The sequence below is a fragment of the Nocardioides terrigena genome, assembly GCF_003047265.1.
GTDB lineage: Bacteria > Actinomycetota > Actinomycetes > Propionibacteriales > Nocardioidaceae > Nocardioides > Nocardioides terrigena.
Genome location: NZ_PZYY01000006.1, coordinates 168,944 through 188,599, shown reverse-complemented (window position 1 = coordinate 188,599; position 19,656 = coordinate 168,944). Strand labels below are relative to the sequence as shown.

General features: G+C 73.5%; 22 protein-coding genes. 9 read left to right on the top strand and 13 right to left on the bottom strand.

What is annotated here, in order from left to right; genetic code table 11:
* The first annotated feature begins 21 nt into the window (after nt 1-21).
* The 4 genes from DAE25_RS14665 to DAE25_RS14650 are packed head-to-tail and all read left to right on the top strand — an operon-like array spanning nt 22 to nt 3,870.
* Nucleotides 22-1,620 carry a GMC family oxidoreductase gene (locus DAE25_RS14665; protein WP_107766901.1) on the top strand — a complete coding sequence of 533 codons (1,599 nt, stop codon included), beginning with the start codon at nt 22-24 and terminating at the stop codon, nt 1,618-1,620.
* Nucleotide 1,621: 1 nt separating this feature from the next.
* Complete coding sequence (locus DAE25_RS14660) at nt 1,622-3,178, top strand: aldehyde dehydrogenase family protein (protein WP_107766900.1); 1,557 nt, start codon at nt 1,622-1,624, stop codon at nt 3,176-3,178.
* Between the two features lie 2 nt (nt 3,179-3,180).
* Nucleotides 3,181-3,591, top strand: coding sequence for a YccF domain-containing protein (locus DAE25_RS14655; protein ID WP_107766899.1), 411 nt, complete (start codon nt 3,181-3,183; stop codon nt 3,589-3,591).
* A gap of 54 nt (nt 3,592-3,645) precedes the next feature.
* Nucleotides 3,646-3,870: a hypothetical protein gene (locus tag DAE25_RS14650; RefSeq protein ID WP_159083744.1), complete on the top strand. Its 225-nt coding sequence runs from the start codon at nt 3,646-3,648 to the stop codon at nt 3,868-3,870.
* Nucleotides 3,871-3,883: 13 nt separating this feature from the next.
* On the opposite strand, the gene DAE25_RS14645 is transcribed toward DAE25_RS14650, so the two are convergent.
* Both DAE25_RS14645 and DAE25_RS14640 read right to left on the bottom strand, forming a co-directional pair.
* Nucleotides 3,884-4,783 carry an NAD-dependent epimerase/dehydratase family protein gene (locus tag DAE25_RS14645; RefSeq protein ID WP_107766897.1) on the bottom strand — a complete coding sequence of 300 codons (900 nt, stop codon included), beginning with the start codon at nt 4,781-4,783 and terminating at the stop codon, nt 3,884-3,886.
* 43 nt (nt 4,784-4,826) lie between these two features.
* Nucleotides 4,827-5,714: a universal stress protein gene (locus DAE25_RS14640; protein WP_159083743.1), complete on the bottom strand. Its 888-nt coding sequence runs from the start codon at nt 5,712-5,714 to the stop codon at nt 4,827-4,829.
* Nucleotides 5,715-6,072: 358 nt separating this feature from the next.
* Here DAE25_RS14640 and DAE25_RS14635 point away from each other — a divergent pair, with 358 nt between their 5' ends.
* Together DAE25_RS14635 and uvrA are read left to right on the top strand one after the other, a co-directional pair.
* Nucleotides 6,073-6,810, top strand: coding sequence for a GAF and ANTAR domain-containing protein (locus DAE25_RS14635; RefSeq protein WP_107766895.1), 738 nt, complete (start codon nt 6,073-6,075; stop codon nt 6,808-6,810).
* A 42-nt stretch (nt 6,811-6,852) separates the two neighbouring features.
* The gene (gene uvrA, locus DAE25_RS14630; protein WP_234411058.1) at nt 6,853-9,321 is read left to right on the top strand and encodes an excinuclease ABC subunit UvrA; all 2,469 of its coding nucleotides are present in this window, start codon (nt 6,853-6,855) and stop codon (nt 9,319-9,321) included.
* A 1-nt stretch (nt 9,322) separates the two neighbouring features.
* On the opposite strand, the gene speB is transcribed toward uvrA, so the two are convergent.
* Nucleotides 9,323-10,336, bottom strand: coding sequence for an agmatinase (gene speB, locus DAE25_RS14625; RefSeq protein ID WP_107766894.1), 1,014 nt, complete (start codon nt 10,334-10,336; stop codon nt 9,323-9,325).
* 4 nt (nt 10,337-10,340) lie between these two features.
* Nucleotides 10,341-10,964, bottom strand: coding sequence for a hypothetical protein (locus DAE25_RS14620; protein ID WP_107766893.1), 624 nt, complete (start codon nt 10,962-10,964; stop codon nt 10,341-10,343).
* A 142-nt stretch (nt 10,965-11,106) separates the two neighbouring features.
* Between DAE25_RS14620 and DAE25_RS14615 the strand changes: the two genes are divergently transcribed.
* A complete protein-coding gene (locus DAE25_RS14615) occupies nt 11,107-11,499 on the top strand; it encodes a PLDc N-terminal domain-containing protein (protein WP_056889037.1) in 393 nt (130 codons plus the stop codon).
* A gap of 38 nt (nt 11,500-11,537) precedes the next feature.
* Here the strand turns inward: DAE25_RS14615 and DAE25_RS14610 are convergent, their stop codons facing one another.
* The gene (locus tag DAE25_RS14610; RefSeq protein WP_107766892.1) at nt 11,538-11,717 is read right to left on the bottom strand and encodes a hypothetical protein; all 180 of its coding nucleotides are present in this window, start codon (nt 11,715-11,717) and stop codon (nt 11,538-11,540) included.
* 226 nt (nt 11,718-11,943) lie between these two features.
* On the opposite strand from DAE25_RS14610, the gene DAE25_RS14605 reads away from it, so the two are divergent.
* Nucleotides 11,944-12,480 carry a DUF1269 domain-containing protein gene (locus DAE25_RS14605; protein ID WP_107767079.1) on the top strand — a complete coding sequence of 179 codons (537 nt, stop codon included), beginning with the start codon at nt 11,944-11,946 and terminating at the stop codon, nt 12,478-12,480.
* 13 nt (nt 12,481-12,493) lie between these two features.
* On the opposite strand, the gene DAE25_RS14600 is transcribed toward DAE25_RS14605, so the two are convergent.
* Complete coding sequence (locus tag DAE25_RS14600) at nt 12,494-13,885, bottom strand: WS/DGAT/MGAT family O-acyltransferase (RefSeq protein WP_107766891.1); 1,392 nt, start codon at nt 13,883-13,885, stop codon at nt 12,494-12,496.
* Between the two features lie 129 nt (nt 13,886-14,014).
* Between DAE25_RS14600 and DAE25_RS14595 the strand changes: the two genes are divergently transcribed.
* On the top strand, nt 14,015-14,416 hold the full coding sequence (locus tag DAE25_RS14595; protein ID WP_107766890.1) for a hypothetical protein: 402 nt from the start codon (nt 14,015-14,017) through the stop codon (nt 14,414-14,416).
* Here the strand turns inward: DAE25_RS14595 and DAE25_RS14590 are convergent.
* The 7 genes from DAE25_RS14590 to DAE25_RS14560 are packed head-to-tail and all read right to left on the bottom strand — an operon-like array spanning nt 14,382 to nt 19,630.
* Nucleotides 14,382-14,822 carry a DUF7144 family membrane protein gene (locus tag DAE25_RS14590; RefSeq protein WP_107766889.1) on the bottom strand — a complete coding sequence of 147 codons (441 nt, stop codon included), beginning with the start codon at nt 14,820-14,822 and terminating at the stop codon, nt 14,382-14,384. The genes DAE25_RS14595 and DAE25_RS14590 overlap by 35 nt on opposite strands.
* A gap of 59 nt (nt 14,823-14,881) precedes the next feature.
* Nucleotides 14,882-15,541, bottom strand: coding sequence for a GTP cyclohydrolase II (locus DAE25_RS14585; protein ID WP_107766888.1), 660 nt, complete (start codon nt 15,539-15,541; stop codon nt 14,882-14,884).
* The gene (locus DAE25_RS14580) at nt 15,538-16,233 is read right to left on the bottom strand and encodes a RibD family protein (RefSeq protein ID WP_107766887.1); all 696 of its coding nucleotides are present in this window, start codon (nt 16,231-16,233) and stop codon (nt 15,538-15,540) included. Before DAE25_RS14580 ends, DAE25_RS14585 begins: the two co-directional genes overlap by 4 nt.
* Nucleotides 16,226-17,179, bottom strand: a complete 954-nt coding sequence (locus tag DAE25_RS14575; protein ID WP_107766886.1) for a lysylphosphatidylglycerol synthase domain-containing protein — start codon at nt 17,177-17,179, stop codon at nt 16,226-16,228. Before DAE25_RS14575 ends, DAE25_RS14580 begins: the two co-directional genes overlap by 8 nt.
* A complete protein-coding gene (locus tag DAE25_RS14570) occupies nt 17,176-18,240 on the bottom strand; it encodes a glycosyltransferase family 4 protein (protein ID WP_107766885.1) in 1,065 nt (354 codons plus the stop codon). The genes DAE25_RS14575 and DAE25_RS14570 overlap by 4 nt, the downstream gene beginning before the upstream one ends.
* The gene (locus DAE25_RS14565; protein WP_234411057.1) at nt 18,237-18,623 is read right to left on the bottom strand and encodes a 6-pyruvoyl trahydropterin synthase family protein; all 387 of its coding nucleotides are present in this window, start codon (nt 18,621-18,623) and stop codon (nt 18,237-18,239) included. The genes DAE25_RS14570 and DAE25_RS14565 overlap by 4 nt, the downstream gene beginning before the upstream one ends.
* A complete protein-coding gene (locus tag DAE25_RS14560) occupies nt 18,620-19,630 on the bottom strand; it encodes a zinc-dependent alcohol dehydrogenase (RefSeq protein WP_107766883.1) in 1,011 nt (336 codons plus the stop codon). Before DAE25_RS14560 ends, DAE25_RS14565 begins: the two co-directional genes overlap by 4 nt.
* Nucleotides 19,631-19,656: the final 26 nt, after the last annotated feature.

The following is a 19,656-nucleotide window of genomic DNA, read 5'->3' as shown; positions in this document are numbered from 1 at the left end:
GCTCTGGGCGAGGAGGATGTCGTGGGCGACCGGGAGAGCTTCGACTACATCGTGGTGGGGGCCGGCAGCGCCGGCGCCGTCGTGGCGGCGAGGCTGAGCGAGGATCCGGGCACCTCGGTGCTGCTGCTCGAGGCGGGCGGCGAGGCGGTCGGTGACGAGATCACCATCCCGGCCGCCTTCCCCAGCCTCTTCAAGACGAAGTGGGACTGGAACTACACGACCAGCGAGCAGAAGCAGCTCGAGGGCCGTCGTGCCTACTGGCCACGGATGAAGGCGCTCGGCGGCTGCTCGTCGATGAACGCGATGATCTACATCCGCGGCCACCGCGCCGACTACGACGCCTGGCGCGACGCGTACGGCGCGACCGGCTGGGGGTACGACGACGTGCTCCCCGCCTTCGTCCGGTCGGAGGGCAACACCCGCCTGGGCGGGCCGTTCCACGGCCAGGCCGGGCCGCTGCACGTCGAGGACCGGCGCTACACCCACCCGCTGACGACCGCGTGGGTCGAGTCGGCGGTGGCCGCGGGCTTCAAGCCCACCGACGACTTCAACGGCGCGGAGCAGGAGGGCGCCGGGCTCTACCAGGTGACCTGCCGCAAGGGTCGCCGCTGGTCGACCGCGAACGCCTACCTCGACCCCGCCCGGGACCGGCCCAACCTCACCGTCCGCACCGGTGCGCTCGTCGAGCGGATCGTCGTCGAGGGCGGCCGCGCCGTCGGCGTGACCTACCAGCACGGGCCCACCACCCACACGACGTACGTCGACGCGGAGGTCGTCCTCTCGGGGGGCGCGGTCAACTCCCCCCAGCTGTTGATGCTGTCGGGCATCGGCCCCGGCGCGCACCTGCGCGAGGTCGGCGTCGACGTCCTGGTCGACCTCCCCGGGGTCGGCCAGAACCTCCACGACCATCCCGCCGCACCGCTCGTCTTCCGCACCCGCGGCGTCACGGACCTGGCGGACCACAACAACCTCGTCCAGTTCGCCCGGGCGAAGGCGACCGGCACCGGCCCGCTCGTCTCCAACATCGGCGAGGGCGGCGGGTTCTGGCGCACCCGCGACGACCTCGAGGCCCCCGACCTGCAGGTGCACGTGGCTCCGAGCGGCTTCTACGACAACGGCCTGCACGAGGCGACGAGCCGCAACGTCACCGTGGCACCGACGCTCGTCAGCGTGCAGAGCCGCGGCACCCTCCGCCTGCGGTCGCGCGACCCGCGCTGGCACCCGGACATCGACCCCGGCTACTACGACGACCAGGCCGACCTCGACGCCATGGTCGCCGGCGTCCGCCGCCTGCTCGAGACGGTCTCCACCGGGCCGCTGGCCGAGCACGTCACCGGCCCCGGGCTGCCCACGATGGAGGGCTGGGGCGACGACCCCACCGACGCGCAGATCGAGACCCACCTGCGTGCTCACACCCAGACGCTCTACCACCCGGTCGGCACCTGTGCGATGGGCGGTGACGAGCGAGCCGTCGTCGACCCCGAGCTGCGGGTGCGGGGCGTCGAGGGTCTCCGCGTCGCCGACGCCAGCGTGATGCCGGTCGTCCCGCGCGGCAACACCAACGCCCCCTCGATCATGGTCGGCGAGCGCGCCGCCGACCTCCTGCGCGGAAAGGCCTGACATGACGACCCCGGACAAGCTCGAGTCGATCAACCCCGCCACCGGCGACGTCGTCGGCATCCACACCGTCGACGACACCGCCTCCGTGGACGCGGCCGTCGCCCGCGCCCGGCAGGCCAGCCACTGGTGGGCCGGCCTCGGCTTCGACGGCCGCGCGGAGGTGCTCGGCCAGTGGCGCGGCGTCCTGACCCGCCGGATGGCGCAGCTCGGTGACGTCGTGCACCAGGAGACGGGCAAGCCCCACGGCGACGCGCAGCTCGAGATCGGGCTCGCGATCGACCACCTCGCCTGGATCGGCTCGCACGCCCGGAAGGTGCTCGGTCGTCGGCGCGTCTCCCCCGGCCTGCTGCTCGCCAACCAGGCCGCCTCGGTGGAGTACCTCCCGCTGGGCGTCGTCGGGGTCATCGGCCCGTGGAACTACCCGGTCTTCACCCCGATGGGCTCGATCGCCTACGCCCTCGGCGCCGGCAACGCCGTGGTCTTCAAGCCCAGCGAGCTGACGCCCGGCGTCGGCGTCTGGCTGGCCGAGAGCCTGCGCGAGGTGGTGCCGGACCACGACCTCCTGCAGGTCGTCATCGGCGGCGGCGAGACCGGCGCGGCGCTGTGCCGGGCCGACATCGACAAGCTCGCCTTCACCGGCTCGACCCGGACCGCCAAGGTGGTGATGGCCACCTGCGCCGAGAACCTCACCCCGGTGCTCATCGAGGCCGGCGGCAAGGACGCCATGCTCGTCGACCACGACGCCGACGTGGACGCCGCCGCCGACGCGGCCGCCTGGGGTGCGTTCTCCAACGCCGGCCAGACCTGCACCGGCATCGAGCGGGTCTACGTGCACGACCGGGTCCACGACCGGTTCGTCGCGGAGCTGACCCGTCGGGCCGGCACGATCCACGCCGGCACCGACGCGGAGGCACAGATCGGGCCGATGACGATGCCGAGCCAGGTCGACGTCGTACGCCGCCACGTCGAGGACGCGCTGGCCCGGGGAGGCCGGGCCGTGGTCGGCGGGACCGACGCCGTGGGCGACCGGTTCATCCAGCCGACCGTGCTCGTCGACGTGCCCGAGGACTCCGCCGCGGTCCGCGAGGAGACCTTCGGGCCGACCGTCACCGTGCGCCGGGTGCGGGACATGGACGAGGCCGTCGAGCTGGCCAACGCCACCCGCTACGGCCTGGGCGCGGCGGTGTTCTCCGCGGCACGCGGGCCGGAGCTGGCCCGTCGCCTGCGCTCGGGGATGACCTCGATCAACTCCGTCGTCTCCTTCGTCGCCGTCCCCGGTCTGCCCTTCGGCGGCGTCGGCGACTCCGGCTTCGGACGCATCCACGGCCCCGACGGGCTCAAGGAGTTCACCTATGCCAAGGCCGTCACCCGGGTGCGGTTCAAGCCCGTCCTCAACCTGACCACCTTCGACCGCACGCCCGAGCAGGACAGCGCGATGGCCTCGCTGCTCACCGCCCTGCACGGGCGCGCGACCCAGCTGCCGAAGGTGCCCCGGCGTCCCATCGCCACCCTGCGCGAGCGCAGCGGCCGGGGTCCACGACCGTCCGGGCGGTCCTGACCGTGCAGACGATCGGCAACATCCTGTGGCTGGTGCTCGCGGGGTTCTGGCTCGCGATCGGCTACGCCATCGCCGGGGTGCTCGCCTTCGTGCTCATCGTGACGATCCCCTTCGGGATCGCGTCCTTCCGGCTGGCCGCCTTCGTCCTGTGGCCGTTCGGCCGGACGACGACCTGGCGTCGCGACGCGGGCATCTGGTCGGTGATCGGCAACGTCGTGTGGATCATCTTCTTCGGCTGGGAGCTGGCCCTGCTGCACCTGGTCACGGGTCTCCTGCTCATGATCACGATCATCGGGATCCCCTTCGGCATCGCCTGCTGGAAGATGATCCCGCTGTCGCTGCTCCCCCTCGGGCGCCAGATCGTCCCGCTCTCCAGCGTCTCCCGGGACCCGTACGGCCTCCCTCAAAATTGAGCAGGTTCGCGCCGTGGGCGCCCCACCCGGCCATTCATCGGGAAACATCGCGCCATGACAGAGGTGACCGTCGACTGGCGGGCCGTGGCCATCGACTCGCTGAGGGCCGCGGCCGACGACTTCGCGGTCCGCGCGCAGCTGCAGGAGACGTCCCGGGACAGTGCGCGGCCCGGGACCGGCCGGCACCACCACCACGCCCACTCGGCCACCCTGTGGCGCCTGGCCGAGCAGAGCCTCCGGGCCCGCATCAGCGAGCTGGAGCTCCCCTCCGCCCCGTGACCCGGGCGGGTCCCTAGGAGGCGGCGGGGTCCGGCAGGACGTCGCGCCAGGAGTGCTCCGGCACGAAGCCGACGAGCTCGCGCGCCTTGTCGATGGAGTAGAAAGTCTCGTCGCGGCTCATCTCCCGGCGCAGCTCCACCCCGTCGTAGAAGCGCGCGCGGATCTCCTCGGTCGTCGCGGCCACCGACATGTCGGCGTTGGCGACGTTGAAGACCTCGTAGCCCAGCCCGTCGGTCTCCAGGCACCGTTGCACCATCTGCGACAGGTCCCGGGTGTCGATGTAGGCGAAGACGTTGCGACGCCGCAGCGCCGGGTCGTCGAGGAACGCCGGGAACATGTCGGCGTACTCGTGCGGCTCGATGACGTTGTTGATCCGCAGGCCGTAGATGTCGGCGCCGGTGCGGGCGTGGAAGGACCGCGCCGTCACCTCGCCCGCGACCTTGGACATCGCGTAGGAGTCCTCCGGGACGGTCGGGTGCTCCTCGTCGACCGGCAGGTAGAGCGGGCGCCGCTCCCCCTGGGCGAAGCAGATCCCGTAGGTCGTCTCCGAGGAGGCGAAGACGACCTTGGGGATGCCGAGCCGGGTGGCCGCCTCGAGCACGTGGTAGGTGCTGAGGACGTTGGTCGCGTACGTCGCCGAGTCCGCCTCGCGCAGGATCGCGGGCACCGCCGCGAAGTGCACGACCGCGTCGTACGACGGCTTCTCCGGCAGGTCGAGCTCGTCGAAGGTCGCCAGCCCGGCCAGCGCCGAGTATGTCTCCCCCGCGTCGGTGAGGTCGACCCGCAGGTCGGCCACGTCGGGGTGCCCCAGCGGGACGAGGTCGGCGTTGGTGACCTGGTGGCCCTGGGCTGCGAGGAAGGGGGCGACGTGCTTGCCGGCCTTGCCGCTGCCTCCGGTGAAGAAGATGCGCATGGCTCACCCAACCAGCCCCGGCGCCGGATCCTTCCCCCCGGGGTCAGCGGGGACCGTGCATGCGGCGGACGGGCACCAGCTCCACGGCACACCGCGCCAGGTGCAGGACCCCCCGCGAGGTGGGACCGAGGGCCGGGCCGGGAGTGCCGTCCGAGGTGCGCGACACCATGAGCACGGTGCCCGGCCCGACGCTGTCCATCAGTGCCTCGGCAGGGGACGACCGCACCACGTCGACACGCACGTGGACCTCAGGGTGCCGCCGACGGGGCACGACCAGGTGCTCCTCGACGAGTGCCGTCAGCCCGGGCACCCAGCCCGGGTCGTGTCCCCGCGGGGTCGGTGGGTCGCGGCGGGACCCCTGCGCGCGACCGGCGTGCACCACCTCGAGGTCGCAGTGCCACCGCTCGGCCGCCGCGAAGCCCTCCTCCAGCAGTGCCTCGTCCTCGTGGGGCGGCCACCTGAGCCCGACCACCACCCGGCGGATCACCGTGTGCCCCGCATCCGGCGGCACCACCGCCACCGGACACCCGGCTCCGGCCGCGACCACCGTCGACAGCGACTCCGGTCGCCACCGGTCGGTGGGGGCCGTCGCCGAGGCGCCGACCACCAGCAGCCCGGCGGACTCCGCGTGCGCCACCAGGGACTCGGCAGGCGGACCGCCGAGCAGGGTCGAGGTCACCGGCACGAGCGGAGCCTCCGCGGCCGCGACCTGCCGGGCCCGGTGCAGGACACCCACCTCGGCCTCCTCCAGCGTCCCGGCCGGCCGCGGCGTGCCGGGACGGAGGACGTGGACCAGCTCCAGCGAGGTGCCGCGCGCGGCCGCCTCGCGAGCGGCGTACGAGACGGCGACCTCGGCGTCCCGACCGGCGGCGACGCCGACCACGACGCGGTCCCGCCGGCGCGAGTCCCCTCCCCCTGCGGGGGGACTCACGCCGGCGGCACTGGGTGATGAAGGCGCACCGAGCCGCGTCGGCGACCGGTGTCGACTGCTGGCTGCGTGAGCCGTGGGCATGATCAACTCCGGTCATCTCACGGAGCGGTGCTCGGCGTGGACACCCTCCCCCGCGGGCTCTCGGTGTCCGACCGAACGGGCGCCTATCCACACCCGGGGTCGAAGTTAGCAGCCGTCCTGCCGGGCAGGAAGAGGACCAAAGTCCCTAGTTGTCCGACCCCGGCGAGGGCGTAGCGTGGAGGCACTGAGGGTCACGAGTGTGTCGGCACCACCGCGCGGCATCGCCTTCTGCACACGCGGCCACGATCCGGACGACGGCGCAGGCGGGAACCAGCCAGTGGACCAGCAACCGCTCCCTCCCTCGGCGGCCTGCGTCGAGCTGCTCAACCTGGTCCTCGACAGCCCCGACGTCACCGACTTCATGCACCAGCTGGCGGTGCTGGCCGCCGCCATCGTGCCCGCCACGCACTGCGGCATCACGCTGCACCGCGCCGGACAGGTCGCCACCGTGGTCAGCAGCGACGACGTGGCGACGCGGATGGACGAGGTCCAGTACACCCGCGGGCACGGACCGTGCCTGGAGGCCATCGCCCGCGGGGTCCGCGTCGACGTGCCCGACATGTCGCTCGAGGAGAGGTGGGGCGACTACGCCGGCCACGCCGTGTCCCACGGCATCCTCAGCGTCGTCTCCGTGCCCCTGAGCATCGACGGCCACCCCGTGGCCGCCCTCAACCTCTACGCCACCGTCCCCCACGCCTTCACCGACCGTGACGTCGCCCGGGCCGAGGCGTTCGCCGGCCAGGCGGCCACCGCGTTGACCATCCTGCTGCGCCACGCCGGTCACACCGTCCTCGACGACGAGCTGCGCGAGGCGCTGGCCACCCGGGCCGTGATCGACCAGGCCCTCGGGATCCTCATGGTCACGCGCAGGATCACCTCCCACGACGCGTTCGAGGTCCTGCGCCATGCCTCGCAGACCACCAACCGCAAGGTCAGCGTCATCGCCGCCGAGCTCATCGAGACCATGACCGGCCACGCGCCGCAGCCGCCCCGGCCCCTCGCCGGACGGCGGTGACCCGCCCGCACGACACGGCAGGGCGTCCGCTAGACAGAGGGGGTGGACACAGGGGCGCCGAGCATCGGGGAGCGGGACGGCTTCGTGCGCGTCCGCGGGGCACGCGAGCACAACCTCCGTGACGTCGACGTCGACCTGCCGCGCGACGCGATCGTCGCCTTCACCGGGGTCTCCGGATCCGGGAAGTCCTCCCTCGCCTTCGGCACGTTGTACGCCGAGGCACAGCGTCGCTACTTCGAGTCCGTCGCGCCCTACGCCCGTCGCCTGCTCCACCAGGTCGGCGCGCCCCACGTGCAGGAGATCACCGGCCTGCCGCCCGCGGTGGCGCTGCAGCAGCGCCGGGGGGCGGCGAGCTCACGGTCGACGGTCGGCACCATCACCACGCTCTCCAACCTGCTGCGGATCCTGTACTCGCGCGTCGGCACCTATCCCGCCGGCGCCGAGCACCTGGCAGCGGAGGCCTTCTCCCCGCACACCGCCGCCGGCGCCTGTCCCGAGTGCCACGGCCTCGGGGTCGTGCACGACGTCGCCGAGGACCTGCTGGTCCCCGACACGTCGCTGAGCATCCGCGACGGCGCGATCGCCGCGTGGCCGGGCGCCTGGCAGGGACACAACCTGCGCCGGATCGTGAAGAACCTCGGCATCGACGTCGACCGCCCGTGGCGCGAGCTGTCGCCCGAGCACCGGCAGTGGCTGCTCTTCACCGACGAGCAGCCGTCGGTCCTGATCCGGCCGCAGGACAAGGGCGGCGGCGGGGGCCGGGACTACCACGGCACCTTCCGCAGCGCCCGCCGGCACGTGCGCCAGGTGCTGGCCTCGTCGCCGAGCGAGGCGATGCGGGCCAGGATGACGCCGTTCGTCCGCAGCACCCCCTGCTCGACCTGCCACGGCAGCGGGGTGCGCCCCGAGGCCCTCGCGGTCACCTTCGCCGGGGCCTCGATCGCGGAGGCCAACGCGCTCCCGTTCACCGAGCTCGCCGACCTGCTCCGCCCGTCGGTCACCGAGGACGGCGACGACGTCGCCGGACGCATCAGCGGCGACCTGGTCGCCCGGATCGGGGTGCTGCTGGACCTCGGTCTCGGCTACCTCTCGCTGGGCCGCAGCTCGACGACGCTGTCGCCCGGCGAGGCGCAGCGCCTGCGGATCGCCACCCAGCTGCGCTCGGGACTCTTCGGCGTCGTCTACGTGCTCGACGAGCCCTCGGCCGGCCTGCACCCCGCCGATGCCGAGCCGCTGCTGGAGGTGCTCGACCGGCTCAAGGCCGCGGGCAACTCGCTCTTCGTGGTCGAGCACGACATGGACGTCGTACGCCGTGCCGACTGGGTCGTGGACATCGGGCCCGCCGCGGGCGAGGGCGGCGGCCGGGTGCTCTACTCCGGACCGATCGCCGGGCTGGAGGAGGTCGCGGAGTCCCCCACCAGTGCCCACCTCTTCGGTCGGGCCGAGCGGTCCCAGCACGATCCCCGCACACCTGCGGGATGGATCCACCTCGGCGGCGTCTCGCGGCACAACCTCCAGGACGTGTCCGTCGACCTCCCCCTGGGGACGCTGACCGCGGTCACCGGCGTCTCGGGCTCCGGGAAGTCGAGCCTCGTCGTCCAGGTCCTGGCCGAGGTCGTCCGGCGCCACCTCGGCCACCCACCGGTCGACGTCGTGGACGAGGAGGAGGACCGGGACGCCGCGACCGGCGACCTCGACGTCCGCGAGGTCTCGGGCATCGACTCCTTCGACCGTCTCGTCGTCGTGGACCAGCGGCCCATCGGCCGCACGCCCCGGTCCAACCTGGCGACGTACACCGGGCTCTTCGACGCGGTCCGCAAGGTGTACGCCGCCACCCCCGAGGCGCGGGAGCGGGGCTACAACGCCGGGCGCTTCTCCTTCAACGTCGCTGCGGGGCGCTGCGAGACCTGCCAGGGCGAGGGCTTCGTCTCGGTCGAGCTGGTGTTCCTCCCGAGCACGTACGCCCCGTGCCCGACCTGTCACGGCGCGCGCTACAACGCCGAGACCCTCGAGGTGACCCACCGCGACCGGACCATCGCCGACGTCCTGGCCATGTCGGTGGACGACGCCGCCACGTTCCTAGCCGACGTGCCGACGGCCGCCCGCGGCCTGCAGACCCTGCGCGAGGTCGGGCTGGGCTACCTGCGGCTCGGGCAGCCCGCGACCGAGCTCAGCGGCGGCGAGGCCCAGCGGATCAAGCTGGCCACCGAGCTGCAGCGCGCCAACCGCGGCCACTCGCTCTACCTCCTCGACGAGCCGACCTCGGGCCTGCACCCCTCCGACACCGACCTGCTGATGCGCCAGCTGCACCGGCTGGTGGACGCGGGCAACACGGTCGTCCTGGTCGAGCACGACCTGGACACCATCGCCACCGCCGACTGGGTCGTCGACCTCGGCCCCGGCGGCGGCGACGCCGGTGGGCAGGTCGTCGCCACCGGCACCCCGCACGACGTGGCGGCGGCCGGCGTCGGGGTCACGGCGACCTATCTGGCGCGTCGCCTCCAGTCGTAGCTCAGCGGCCGTCGAGCAGCGGCTGGGCCGGGTCCCACGTGGTCCCGTCGCGCTCGTCGCGGCGCCGCCGCGCGATCGCCGAGAGCGCCTCGAGCACGACCCGGTTGGCGAGCGCCGCCGTGATGTCGGCGTGGTCGTAGGGCGGGCTGACCTCGACCACGTCGATCCCGACGACCGGCAGCTCGAGGCAGATGCGGCGTACGGAGTCGAGCAGCTCGCGCGCCGTCAGGCCGCCGGGCTCCGGGGTGCCCGTGCCGGGCGCGTGCCCGGGGTCGCAGACGTCGATGTCGACCGACAGGAAGACGCCGTCGCACTCGTCGGTCGCGATCGTGAACGCCTCGGTCAGGACGTCGGACAGCCCGCGGTGGACGATCTCGGTCATCTCGTAGGACCGCATCCGCTGCCCGGCCATCCAGCCCAGGGTCTCCGGCCCCGGCCAGTAGCCGCGCAGCCCGACCTGGAGGAACCGGTCGCCGCGCAGCGCGCCCGACTCGATCAGCCGGCGCATCGGCTGGCCGTGCCCCCACAGCGAGCCGAACTCGATGTCACCGGTGTCGGCGTGCGCGTCGAAGTGGATCATCGAGACCCGTCCGTGGCCCAGCACGTTGGCGACACCCTTGGCGTCGGGGAAGGCGATCGAGTGGTCGCCGCCGAGCACGACCGGGATGGCGCCGGCGCGGGTGACCTTCTCCACGGCCGCCTCGAGCACCCCGAGGGCCTTCTCGATGTCGCCGGGCGGCATCTCCACGTCGCCGGCGTCGAGGACCTTCAGGTCCCTCAGCCCGTCGGTCCGCAGCGCGAGCGACGGACGGGACCCGTCGTAGGCGAGGTAGTCGGTCATCCGGATCGCCTGGGGACCGAAGCGGGTGCCGGGCCGGTGGGAGGTGCCGCCGTCGAAGGGCGCACCGACGACCACCACGTCGGCACCGGCGTACGACGCCTCGTCGTCCAGGTCGCAGGGGGCGACGCCGAGGAAGGTGATGTCGGGGCCGTACTGCCCGCCGTACCTGGTCATGCCGTCATGATGCTCGCGTGCCGGGACCCTGACCAGCCGGCTCGCCCTGGTGCACGTCGAGGTGGAGCAACCGGCTGGCCAGGTCGACCCCCGGTCCGAGCAGCAGGATGACCGCGACCGTGCCGACGCCGACGGTCGCGCCGAGCAGCCAGCCGATGAGCGCTCCCCCGCCCTGCACGGCGCTGTAGCTCCACCGGAACGGCACGGGCGGGTCCCAGGCGAGCGCGGCGGCCTCGGCGGGGCCGGCCCCGGTGTGGCTGCCGAGGTAGACCGCGATCCCCACGGCGAGCACCGGGAACGCCCCGGCCAGCAGGAGCAACCGGGGGCCCAGGCCGTCCGGGGTGTCGAGCACGTCGACGAGCAGCGACACGGTGACGCCCACGACGACCACCTGGACGACGGTGCCGACGCCGGGGAACACCCGTCGTACGGCGGCCAGGGCGACCAGCGTGACCCCGACCAGCAGGTTGGCGACCCAGAAGGCCAGCCCGGTGGCCAGGGCGATGCCGTTGACGAGGGTGGAGTAGCCGTCCGAGCCCAGGTCCGCGGTGAGGAAGAGGGCGACACCGGCACCGAGCACCACACACCCGACCAGCAGCACGAGCAGTCGCCCCGGTGCGTACGTCACCGGCCCAGCATGACAGTCCGTGCACCGCTCCGGACGGCGCAGGGTCATCCGAAACGTGGGATGTGGAGGTCCTCCGGGACGGGCAGGCTGGGCGCGACGGGCCTGGAACCAGGCATCCTGCCGTCACGACTCAAGGACTGACATGGACTCGATCACTTCGGACTTCGGAGAAGTCCTCCTCTGGAGCTTCTGGTTCTTCATCTGGTTCGGCGCCATCATGGTGTGGTTCCGCTGCCTCTTCGACATGTTCGGCGACACCACGCTCAGCGGCTGGGCCAAGGCCGGATGGGCCATCGTGCTCGTCTTCCTGCCCTGGCTGGGCGCCCTGATCTACCTGATCGCCCGGGGCCGCAGCATGCAGGACCGCCAGGCGGCGGCCGTGCAGAAGCAGATGGACGAGCAGGCCAGCTACATCAGGTCGGTCTCGGGCACGCAGGCGGCGCCCGACCAGATCGCGAGCGCGAAGGCCCTGCTGGACGCCGGGACGATCGACGAGAGGGAGTTCGCAGCCCTCAAGGCCAAGGCACTGGCCTGAGCCCGGCCGGCCCGCCGGTCACCCGGCGGGTCGGTCACTCAGGACGTGCTGGGACGACCGGCCTCGAACCGAGGTCGGGGCCGGTCCCCGACGGTGGGCCGGTCGACGACGGCGTCGGGCCGGCCCATCGAGTTCAGCACCCGGGCGGCGTGGACGGCGGACCGGTAGCGCCACCGGTCGACTCGGGTGACGGACGGTGCGATCGGTCGCTGCTTCAACGTCTGCTCCTCGGTGCGGATGGCATCGCTGGGGTTGCGCTGCCGAGGCTAGGGACGGGCCCGGGGACCCTGAAGGGCCGAAGGTCCCGACTCCCGTCCCTCGTGGAGGTAAGGGGACCCTCTGGAACCCCCTCGGACGTGGGGACGCGTCTCACCCGGAGCGGATGAGGCGCCCTCCACGAGCGCGGTGCCACCGTGGGCCTCCACCCACCTGGAGGTCACCCACATGGCACTCGACACCCTCATCGTCTTCGCCGGGGTCTACCCGGACCTCGACTCCGCGGAGGCCGACTACGACCTGGTGAAGGCCCTGCACAACAGCGCAGGGCTGATGGATGCCTACGACGCCGCGGTCATCCACCGTCGTGAGGACGGCAAGGTCAAGATCACCCGCAAGCACGAGACCCCGACCCGGGTCGGCGGCGTCCTGGGCGGTGGCACCGGGCTCGCCACGGGCCTCGTCGTCGCCCTGTTCCCGTTCGCCGCGATCGGTGGCGGCCTGCTCGCGGCCACGACCGCCGGCGGCGCGATCCTGGGCGCCGTGGCCGGCCACGCCGCGGCCGGGATGAGCCGTGACGACCTGAAGGAGCTCGGCGAGTCGCTCGACAAGGGCGAGGCCGGCCTGGTCGTCGTGGGCGTGATGGACATGGAGTCGCGGATCGAGGAGTCCATGCAGCGCTCGGAGACGCTGGAGAAGAAGGAGCTCCAGGCGGACGTCGAGGCCCTCGAGCGCGACGCGAAGGACGCCGTCGACCAGTCGTGAACGGGAGAGCGTGTCAGCCCGCCTCCCGGGCGACGGCCAGCAGCTCCGCCATGGACGCCGCGATGCCGTCGGCGAGCACGTTCAGGTCGGGCGTCGTGTCGTAGTCACCGGTGATCCCGAAGGTCAGGGTGTCCCGGTAGGAGAACATGGCCACGCCGATGCGCACCCGGTCCGCGATCGGGACGTAGGGCAGCATCTCCTGGACCTCGCGCCCCAGCGCGTACAGCGTGCTGCGGGGACCGGGCACGTTGGTCGTCACCGTCGCGACCTGGCGCTGCGGCAGCCGCATGCCGAGGCGGATCCCCCACGACACGGGCGGGAACGGGCCGTACTCCGCGACCGTCGTGACGCTCCCCCCGGCCTCGGGCTCGTGCCGGGCCCGCAGGCCGCGCACCCGCTCGCGCACGGCCTGCAGCCGCTCGTGGGGGTCGGCGAGGTCCACGGGGAGGTAGGGCAGCATCAGCGAGACCCGGTTGTCGGGGATCGACTCGGCCCCGGGCTCGCGGGTCGAGACCGGGACCAGGGAGCGCAGCGCGTGCGCGTCGGGCTCCTCGCCACGCGACAGCAGCAGCTGCCGGAAGCCACCGGTCACCGCGGCCAGGGCCACGTCGTTGACCGTCACGCCGTACGCCGCCCGCACGATGCGCACGTCGGCCAGCGAGATGTCCGTCCACGTGTACCGACGGCTGCCCTCGAGCGGACCCGTCAACGACGTGCTCCGGACCGGGCGCAACGCGGACGACATGGACAGCAGCCCCCGCGCCGTCTCGGCCGTGAGGCGGGCCAGGCGGCGTGGGTCGGCGAGCGAGCCGGCCACCGCGCGCACGGCCGGAAGCGGCGAGGTCGCCAGCTCCCAGGCCGCCTGCGCCGTGACGGACAGGGTCGACGGCTCGGGCGCGGGCACCCAGGTGTCGGGCACGGGCGGTCGCGGCGTCCGGGTGGGATCGAGCACCAGCTGGTAGAGGTCCGTGCCGGAGACGCCGTCGACCACGCTGTGGTGCAGCTTGGACAGCAGGGCCCACCGGCCGTCGGGGAGACCCTCGCAGAACCAGTACTCCCACAGCGGGCGGTCGCGGTTCATCCGGCGCGACATGACCCTGCTCATCAGGCGGCCGATCTCCTGCGGGCCGCCGGGCTGGGGCAGCGCCGTGTTGCGGATGTGCCAGCGGATGTCGAAGTCGGGGTCGTCGACCCACGCCGGTGCCGCCAGGCCGAGCGGGACCGTGCGCAGCTTCTGGCGGTAGCGCGGGATCAGGACGAGGCGGCCGGCGATGAGCTCGACGAACTCCTCGAACGGCGGCGCCGGCCCCTCGAAGACGGCCAACGAACCGATGGCGAGCGAGGCCCGGGGGTCCACGTCCTCCGCGTCCAGGAAGGCGGTGGCGAGGGGGGTGAGTCGCTCCATGGGGTCTCCTCGGTCGTACGACGGGCGCGCGCCCCCAGTCTTCGCGCGGCCCCTCCCCCCGCACCAGTGCCCTTCGGCCCTGTCGGGGACCCCGCGGGCGTCCTAGCGTCGAAGGGACAGGAGGACGTCATGTGGGCAAGGACGGACGGCAGGCACAGGGTCCTGCTCGGGCTGCTGGTGTTCAACGCGCTCAGCGCCACGATCGGCGGCATCGCCCTGATGACCACCTGGATCCCCGAGCAGCCGGAATGGGTCCGGGCCACCGACTTCCCCAGCAACTACCTTCCCGGCGTGATCCTGATGGCGGTCGTCGGCGGCAGCTCGCTCATCGCCGCGATCGCCCAGGTGAAGGACAGCGACGGCTGGCCGCTCGCCAGCATCGTGGCCGGGACCGTCATGGCCTACTGGATCGTCGGCGAGCTCGCCTCCATCAGGGCGTTCCACCCGCTGCAGGTGATCTACCTGGTCACGGGCGTCCTCGTGGTGGTCCTGACGCCTAGTACCCGTCCTCCGGGTCACCGTGGACCGTGACGGCGTAGATCACGAGGACGTCGAGGATGATCATCAGCGAGAACCACCACGGGTTGGCGGACAGGAAGACGAGGTTGGTCAACGCGCTCACGATGGCCACCACGACGGCGACGATGCGCGCCCACGTACGCCGGAAGAACAATCCGTACCCCGTGAACCACATCGCGACCGCGAGGGCCATGTGGGCGAATCCCCACAGCCGGTAGTTGGTCTGGAAGAGCAGGTCCGACTCCCCCACGAGGTACTGGTCGTCCTCTAGCAGGGCGACGAAGCCGCCGAGGAAGTGGAAGCCGCCGACCAGGAGGAACATGAACGCGGCGAAGGCGATCATGCCGCTCCAGAACCTCGGGTCCTCGTCCTCTTCCGGACCTCGGGTGGTCTTCGGTGGGGTGGGGGTGGTGGCCATGGCGGTTCTCCTCTCCCGGCGCTGTCTCGTCACCATGGCACCGCGGCGGTCTCCGGGGATCACCCTCTTGGGGTGAGGGTGCTGCCGCCGGGGAGGAACAGCCGGTGACCGCCGCGGCCGGCCTTGGCCGCCAGGTAGTCCGCGTTGACCGGTGACAGGTGCAGCCCCGTCGGGACGCGCCTCGCGACGCCGATGCCGGCGGCGCGGAGCTGGTCGGCCTTGTCGGGGTTGTTGGAGAGGAGGTCGACCCGGTCCGCGCCCAGGCCGAGCAGCATCTGGGCGGCCACCGTGTAGTCACGGTCGTCCTCCCCGTAGCCGAGGGCGACGTTGGCCTCGTAGGTGTCCAGTCCGGCGTCCTGCAGGGCGTAGGCGTCCACCTTGTTGTAGAGCCCGATCCCACGCCCCTCCTGGCGCAGGTAGAGCAGGAAGCCCCCGACGCGGCTGATCCGGTCCACCGCCTCCTGCAGCTGCGGCCCGCAGTCGCACCGCTCGCTGCCCAGCACGTCGCCCGTCAGGCACTCGCTGTGCACCCGGACCAGCGGCACCTCCGGGGCGGGCGGCCCCAGGGCCAGGGCCACGTGCTCGCGTCCGTCGTGGAGCCCGTCGAAGGTGAAGAGCCGCGCCTCGACGCTCGACCCGTCCCGCAGCCGGACCGGCAGCGGCACCTCCCGGCGGACCAGGGCCGGGACCGGTCGACGGGGCCCGACGGCGCCCGTCACGACGGCCCCTCGAACCGTGCGGAGAGGGCGTAGCGCAGCAGGACGACGTCCCCGATCTGGCACGTCTCGACCAGCCGGGCCCGGTGCGCGGGGTTCCACGGGAAGTCGCCGTCCCCGACGAAGCGGCGGGCGTGCGAGCTGCCGACGAAGAAGGGGGCGACGACCAGGTGCAGCTCGTCGGCGATCCCGGTGGTGAGGAACTGGGTGTGGACCCGCCCCCCGCCCTCGACCATGAGGCGTCGTACGCCGCGTGCGTAGAGGTCCTCGGTCAGTCGCGGCACCTCCACCGGCTCACCGCCGTCCACGACGGTGGCCACCGCGGCCAGCCGACGACGTGCGGCGGGCACCGAGCGGCTCGCGCAGTAGACGATCTTCTCGCCGTCGCCGGCGGCGAAGAAGTTGCTGCAGGCGTCGAGCCGGGCGTGCTCGGTGACGGTCACCTTGGTCGGTGTCTCCTCCAGGCCGAGGCTGCGGCGCTGGAGGCGCAGCCGGGGGTCGCGCACCAGCAGCCGGGGGTTGTCCGCACGCACCGTCGCGGCACCGACCATGATCGCGTCGCACCCGGCCCGGACGTGGTCGACGCGGTGGAGGTCGGCCTCGTTGGAGAGCACCAGCCGCTCCGGGGTGGCGCCGCCGAGGTAGCCGTCCAGCGAGACGCTGCAGCTGAGGATCGTGTACGGACGCTCAGCCACGGGACACCACCGGCACGGGTCGGGATGGTCCGGCGGCCAGCTCCCGCGTGGCCAGCAGCACGACCAGGCCCGGGAGGTTGGCCACCAGCACCAGCGCGCCGTACGCGACGGCCGTCGCCACGCCCTGCGCGGCGCCCGCACCCGCGGCCGCGAAGGACCAGGCGGCCATGCCCTCGCGGGGTCCCCAGCCGGCGAGGTTGAGCGGCAGTCCCGCGGCGACGAGGACGAGGACGGCGAGCGGCAGCAGCTCCGCCGGGGGCAGGGTGACGCCGACGGCCCGCGCGGCGACGACGAAGGTTGCCACGTGGCCGGCCGTCGCCACGCACGAGGCGACCACCACGCCGGGCCACGCCCGGCGTACGAGGAGACCGCACCGGACGTCGTCGTGGACGGCGGCCAGCAGCCGACCGGTCCGGGACGGGCGCGGGTCCCGCGGTCGTCGCGCCACCAGCGCGACCGCCAGCAGGAGGGCGAACGCGGGCACGGCGACCACCGGGACCACGCCCTGCAGCGGTGACGGGAGCACGAGCAGGACCACCACCGCGAGGACGAGCTGGACCACCTGCCCCGCGGTGCGCTCCCATGCGACGGCGCGCAGCGCGGGGCCGGTCGCGCCGACGGCCCGACCGTGCAGGACGCCCCGGTGCACGTCGCCGAGGATCCCGCCGGGCAGGACCGTGTTGAGGAACTGGGCCCGGTAGCAGGACGCCACCGCCGCGGGCACCCCGATACCCACGCCCAGCCCCCGCGCGACGAGGTGCCACCGCCAGGCACCGGCGACGGTGATGACGAGGGCCAGCACGGCGCCCCAGGCCAGCGTCGTGGCGTCGAGGGCCCGGACCCCGGCCACGAAGGGACCGCTGCCGGTCTGCCGCACGACGGCCACCAGGACCACCACGCCCCCGAGGGAGCGCCACGGCAGTCGGGACCAGGTCGGGGTCGTCATGCCGCCACCTCCCGGAGCACACGCCCGACGCGGTCCGCGGTGTCCGCCCACGACGCGAGGCCCGTACGCCGCTCGCGCGCGGCCTGGCGGAGGCCGGCGCGCCGGTCCGCGTCGCAGAGCCAGAGCCGCAGCGCCGCGGCGAGGGGCGGGATGTCACCGGGCGGGACCAGGAGGCCGGGCTGTGCCCCGCCGGGCGCGGCACCGAGCGCCTCCGGCACGCCGCCCACGTCGGAGGCGATCACCGGGATGCCTCGGGAGAGGGCCTCGGTGACGACCATGCCGTAGGTCTCCTTCCGGCTGGGCAGCACGAGCACGTCCGCGGCCGCCCAGCGGCTCGCGAGGTCGTCCCCGACGAGCGCCCCTGTCAGCACGAACCGCTCGTCGAGGCGGTGGTGCCGGGCGTCGCGCCGCACCCGGTCGGCGTACCCCGGCGACACGGCCAGGGAGCCGACGCACGTGCACCGCCACGGGAGGTCGGCGACGCGCGACAGCGCCGCGACGAGCACGGCCTGGCCCTTGTCCGGCGTGACCGCGCCGACGCAGAGCAGGGCACCGCCGGCCTCCGTGCCGTCGACGCGGGGCACCGGGTCCACCCCGGGACGGGCGACGTGGACGAGGCCGGGGTCCAGGCCGTAGGTCGCCAGCAGCCAGGACCTCGCCCACGCGCTCGGCGTGACGACCGCGGCGGCGGCGCGCACCAGGGCACCCTCCTCCGGGTGCAGCCCGCCCGCGGCGTCGAGCCCCAGCGGCATGTGCATCAGCACGACGACGCGCAGCCGGTGGCACGCGGGCACCACGACCGTCCCGAGGGCCGACGCGACGAGGCCGTCGACGAGCGCGACCGACCCGTCGGGCAGGGCACCCAGCTCCCGCTCCAGCGTCTCCCGCTCCGCCTCTCCGTCGTCGGGCCAGGCCCCGGCGAGCTCGACGAGGCGCACCGTCCACCCGGTCGCCTCCAGCTCCTCGACCAGGCGCCGGTCGTAGGTGTTGCCTCCGCTGGGGCGCAGCGGGTCGTGGATCCCCTCGGGGACCAGCACGTGCACCACCTCGCCCGACGTCACAGCGACCGCTCGTAGCTCGCCCACGCGACGTGGGACTCGTGCAGGGTCACGACCAGGCCGGTGACCGGGACCGCCGGGCCGAGCGCCCCGGCCCGGATGCCGGCGGCGAGCCGGTCCGCGACGTGCCGGGCCAGCACCTCGGTGGTCGTGTTGGCGCCGGCGAACGCCGGCTCCTCGTCGAGGTTGCGGTAGGACAGCTCCCCCACGACGGAGCGCAGCAGCTCGGTCGCCCGGCCGATGTCGACGAGGATCCCGTCGTCGTCGAGGTGCTCGCCGCGCAGCGTCGCATCGACGACGAAGGTGGCGCCGTGCAGCTGCTGGGCCGGCCCGAAGACCTCGCCCGCCAGGCTGTGCGCCACCATCATGTGGTCGCGGACGGTCACGCCGAACACGGGACCTCCACGGTGTCGTAGGTGACCGCGTGGCACAGCGCCGGCAGCGTGCGGGACACGAGGCGGGGCATCACGTCGGGCAGCGTCTCGAAGGACGACTCCCCGGTGAGCAGGCAGTCGAAGGCCGGGTCGCGGAGGAGCTCGAGGGCGAGTGCCAGCCGGTCGCCCGTCGTACGACGCGTCCGCCGGGCAGGCGACACCGTGCCCACCTGGCTGGCCCGGACGGAGAGGCGCCCCGAGTGGAAGGCGCCGCCGAGGGAGACCGACGTGGCGGCGTCGCCGTACCAGCTGAGCTCGATGACCGTGCCCTCCGCGGCCAGCAGCTCCAGCGAGGCCTGCAGGCCCGCCGACGTCGCGCTGGTGTGGAAGACCAGGTCGCGACCACCCTCGGCGCGGTCGGGAAGGGCGAAGTCCGCGCCGAGGGCGGTGGCCACGGGTGCCCGGCCCGGGTCGACGTCGACCAGCGTCACCGTGACGCCGGGGATGCGCGCCAGCAGCCGGGCCACGCTGCAGCCGACGGCACCGGCGCCCACCACCGCCACCCGGTCGCCGACCAGGGGTCCGGCGTCCCACAGCGCGTTGACCGCGGTCTCGACCACCCCCGCGAGGACGGCCCGGGCCACGGGCACGTCGTCCGGCACCACCGTGACCGCGGTGGCCGGGACGACGTACGCCGTCTGGTGCGGGTGCAGGCAGAACACCGTGCGCCCGAGGAGCCGGGACGGACCGTCCTCCACGACGCCCACGTTGAGGTAGCCGTACTTCACCGGGCCGGGGAAGTCGCCGTCCTGGAAGGGGGCGCGCATGGCGTCGTGCTGGCTGAGTGGCACCCGGCCGGCGAAGACCAGGCTCTCGGTCCCCCGGCTCACCCCCGACCGGAGGGTCCGCACGGTGACCTCGTCGGGCCGCCGCCGGGGCAGCGTGCTCCGCCGGATCTCGCCCGCGCCCGGCTCCGTCACCCAGAAGGCCAGCGCCTCACCGCCCGTGCGACCACCCATGCGACCACCTCGCGTCCGCTCCCTCG

What these genes read in the sequence shown, in the direction of transcription:
- DAE25_RS14660 (WP_107766900.1), top strand. Translation starts at nt 1,622, where the DNA reads ATGACGACCCCGGACAAGCTCGAGTCGATCAACCCCGCCACCGGCGAC.
- DAE25_RS14650 (WP_159083744.1), top strand. Translation starts at nt 3,646, where the DNA reads ATGACAGAGGTGACCGTCGACTGGCGGGCCGTGGCCATCGACTCGCTG.
- DAE25_RS14645 (WP_107766897.1), bottom strand. Translation starts at nt 4,783, where the DNA reads ATGCGCATCTTCTTCACCGGAGGCAGCGGCAAGGCCGGCAAGCACGTC.
- speB (WP_107766894.1), bottom strand. Translation starts at nt 10,336, where the DNA reads ATGACCAGGTACGGCGGGCAGTACGGCCCCGACATCACCTTCCTCGGC.
- DAE25_RS14615 (WP_056889037.1), top strand. Translation starts at nt 11,107, where the DNA reads ATGGACTCGATCACTTCGGACTTCGGAGAAGTCCTCCTCTGGAGCTTC.
- DAE25_RS14605 (WP_107767079.1), top strand. Translation starts at nt 11,944, where the DNA reads ATGGCACTCGACACCCTCATCGTCTTCGCCGGGGTCTACCCGGACCTC.
- DAE25_RS14600 (WP_107766891.1), bottom strand. Translation starts at nt 13,885, where the DNA reads ATGGAGCGACTCACCCCCCTCGCCACCGCCTTCCTGGACGCGGAGGAC.
- DAE25_RS14595 (WP_107766890.1), top strand. Translation starts at nt 14,015, where the DNA reads ATGTGGGCAAGGACGGACGGCAGGCACAGGGTCCTGCTCGGGCTGCTG.
- DAE25_RS14590 (WP_107766889.1), bottom strand. Translation starts at nt 14,822, where the DNA reads ATGGCCACCACCCCCACCCCACCGAAGACCACCCGAGGTCCGGAAGAG.
- DAE25_RS14575 (WP_107766886.1), bottom strand. Translation starts at nt 17,179, where the DNA reads ATGACGACCCCGACCTGGTCCCGACTGCCGTGGCGCTCCCTCGGGGGC.
- DAE25_RS14560 (WP_107766883.1), bottom strand. Translation starts at nt 19,630, where the DNA reads ATGGGTGGTCGCACGGGCGGTGAGGCGCTGGCCTTCTGGGTGACGGAG.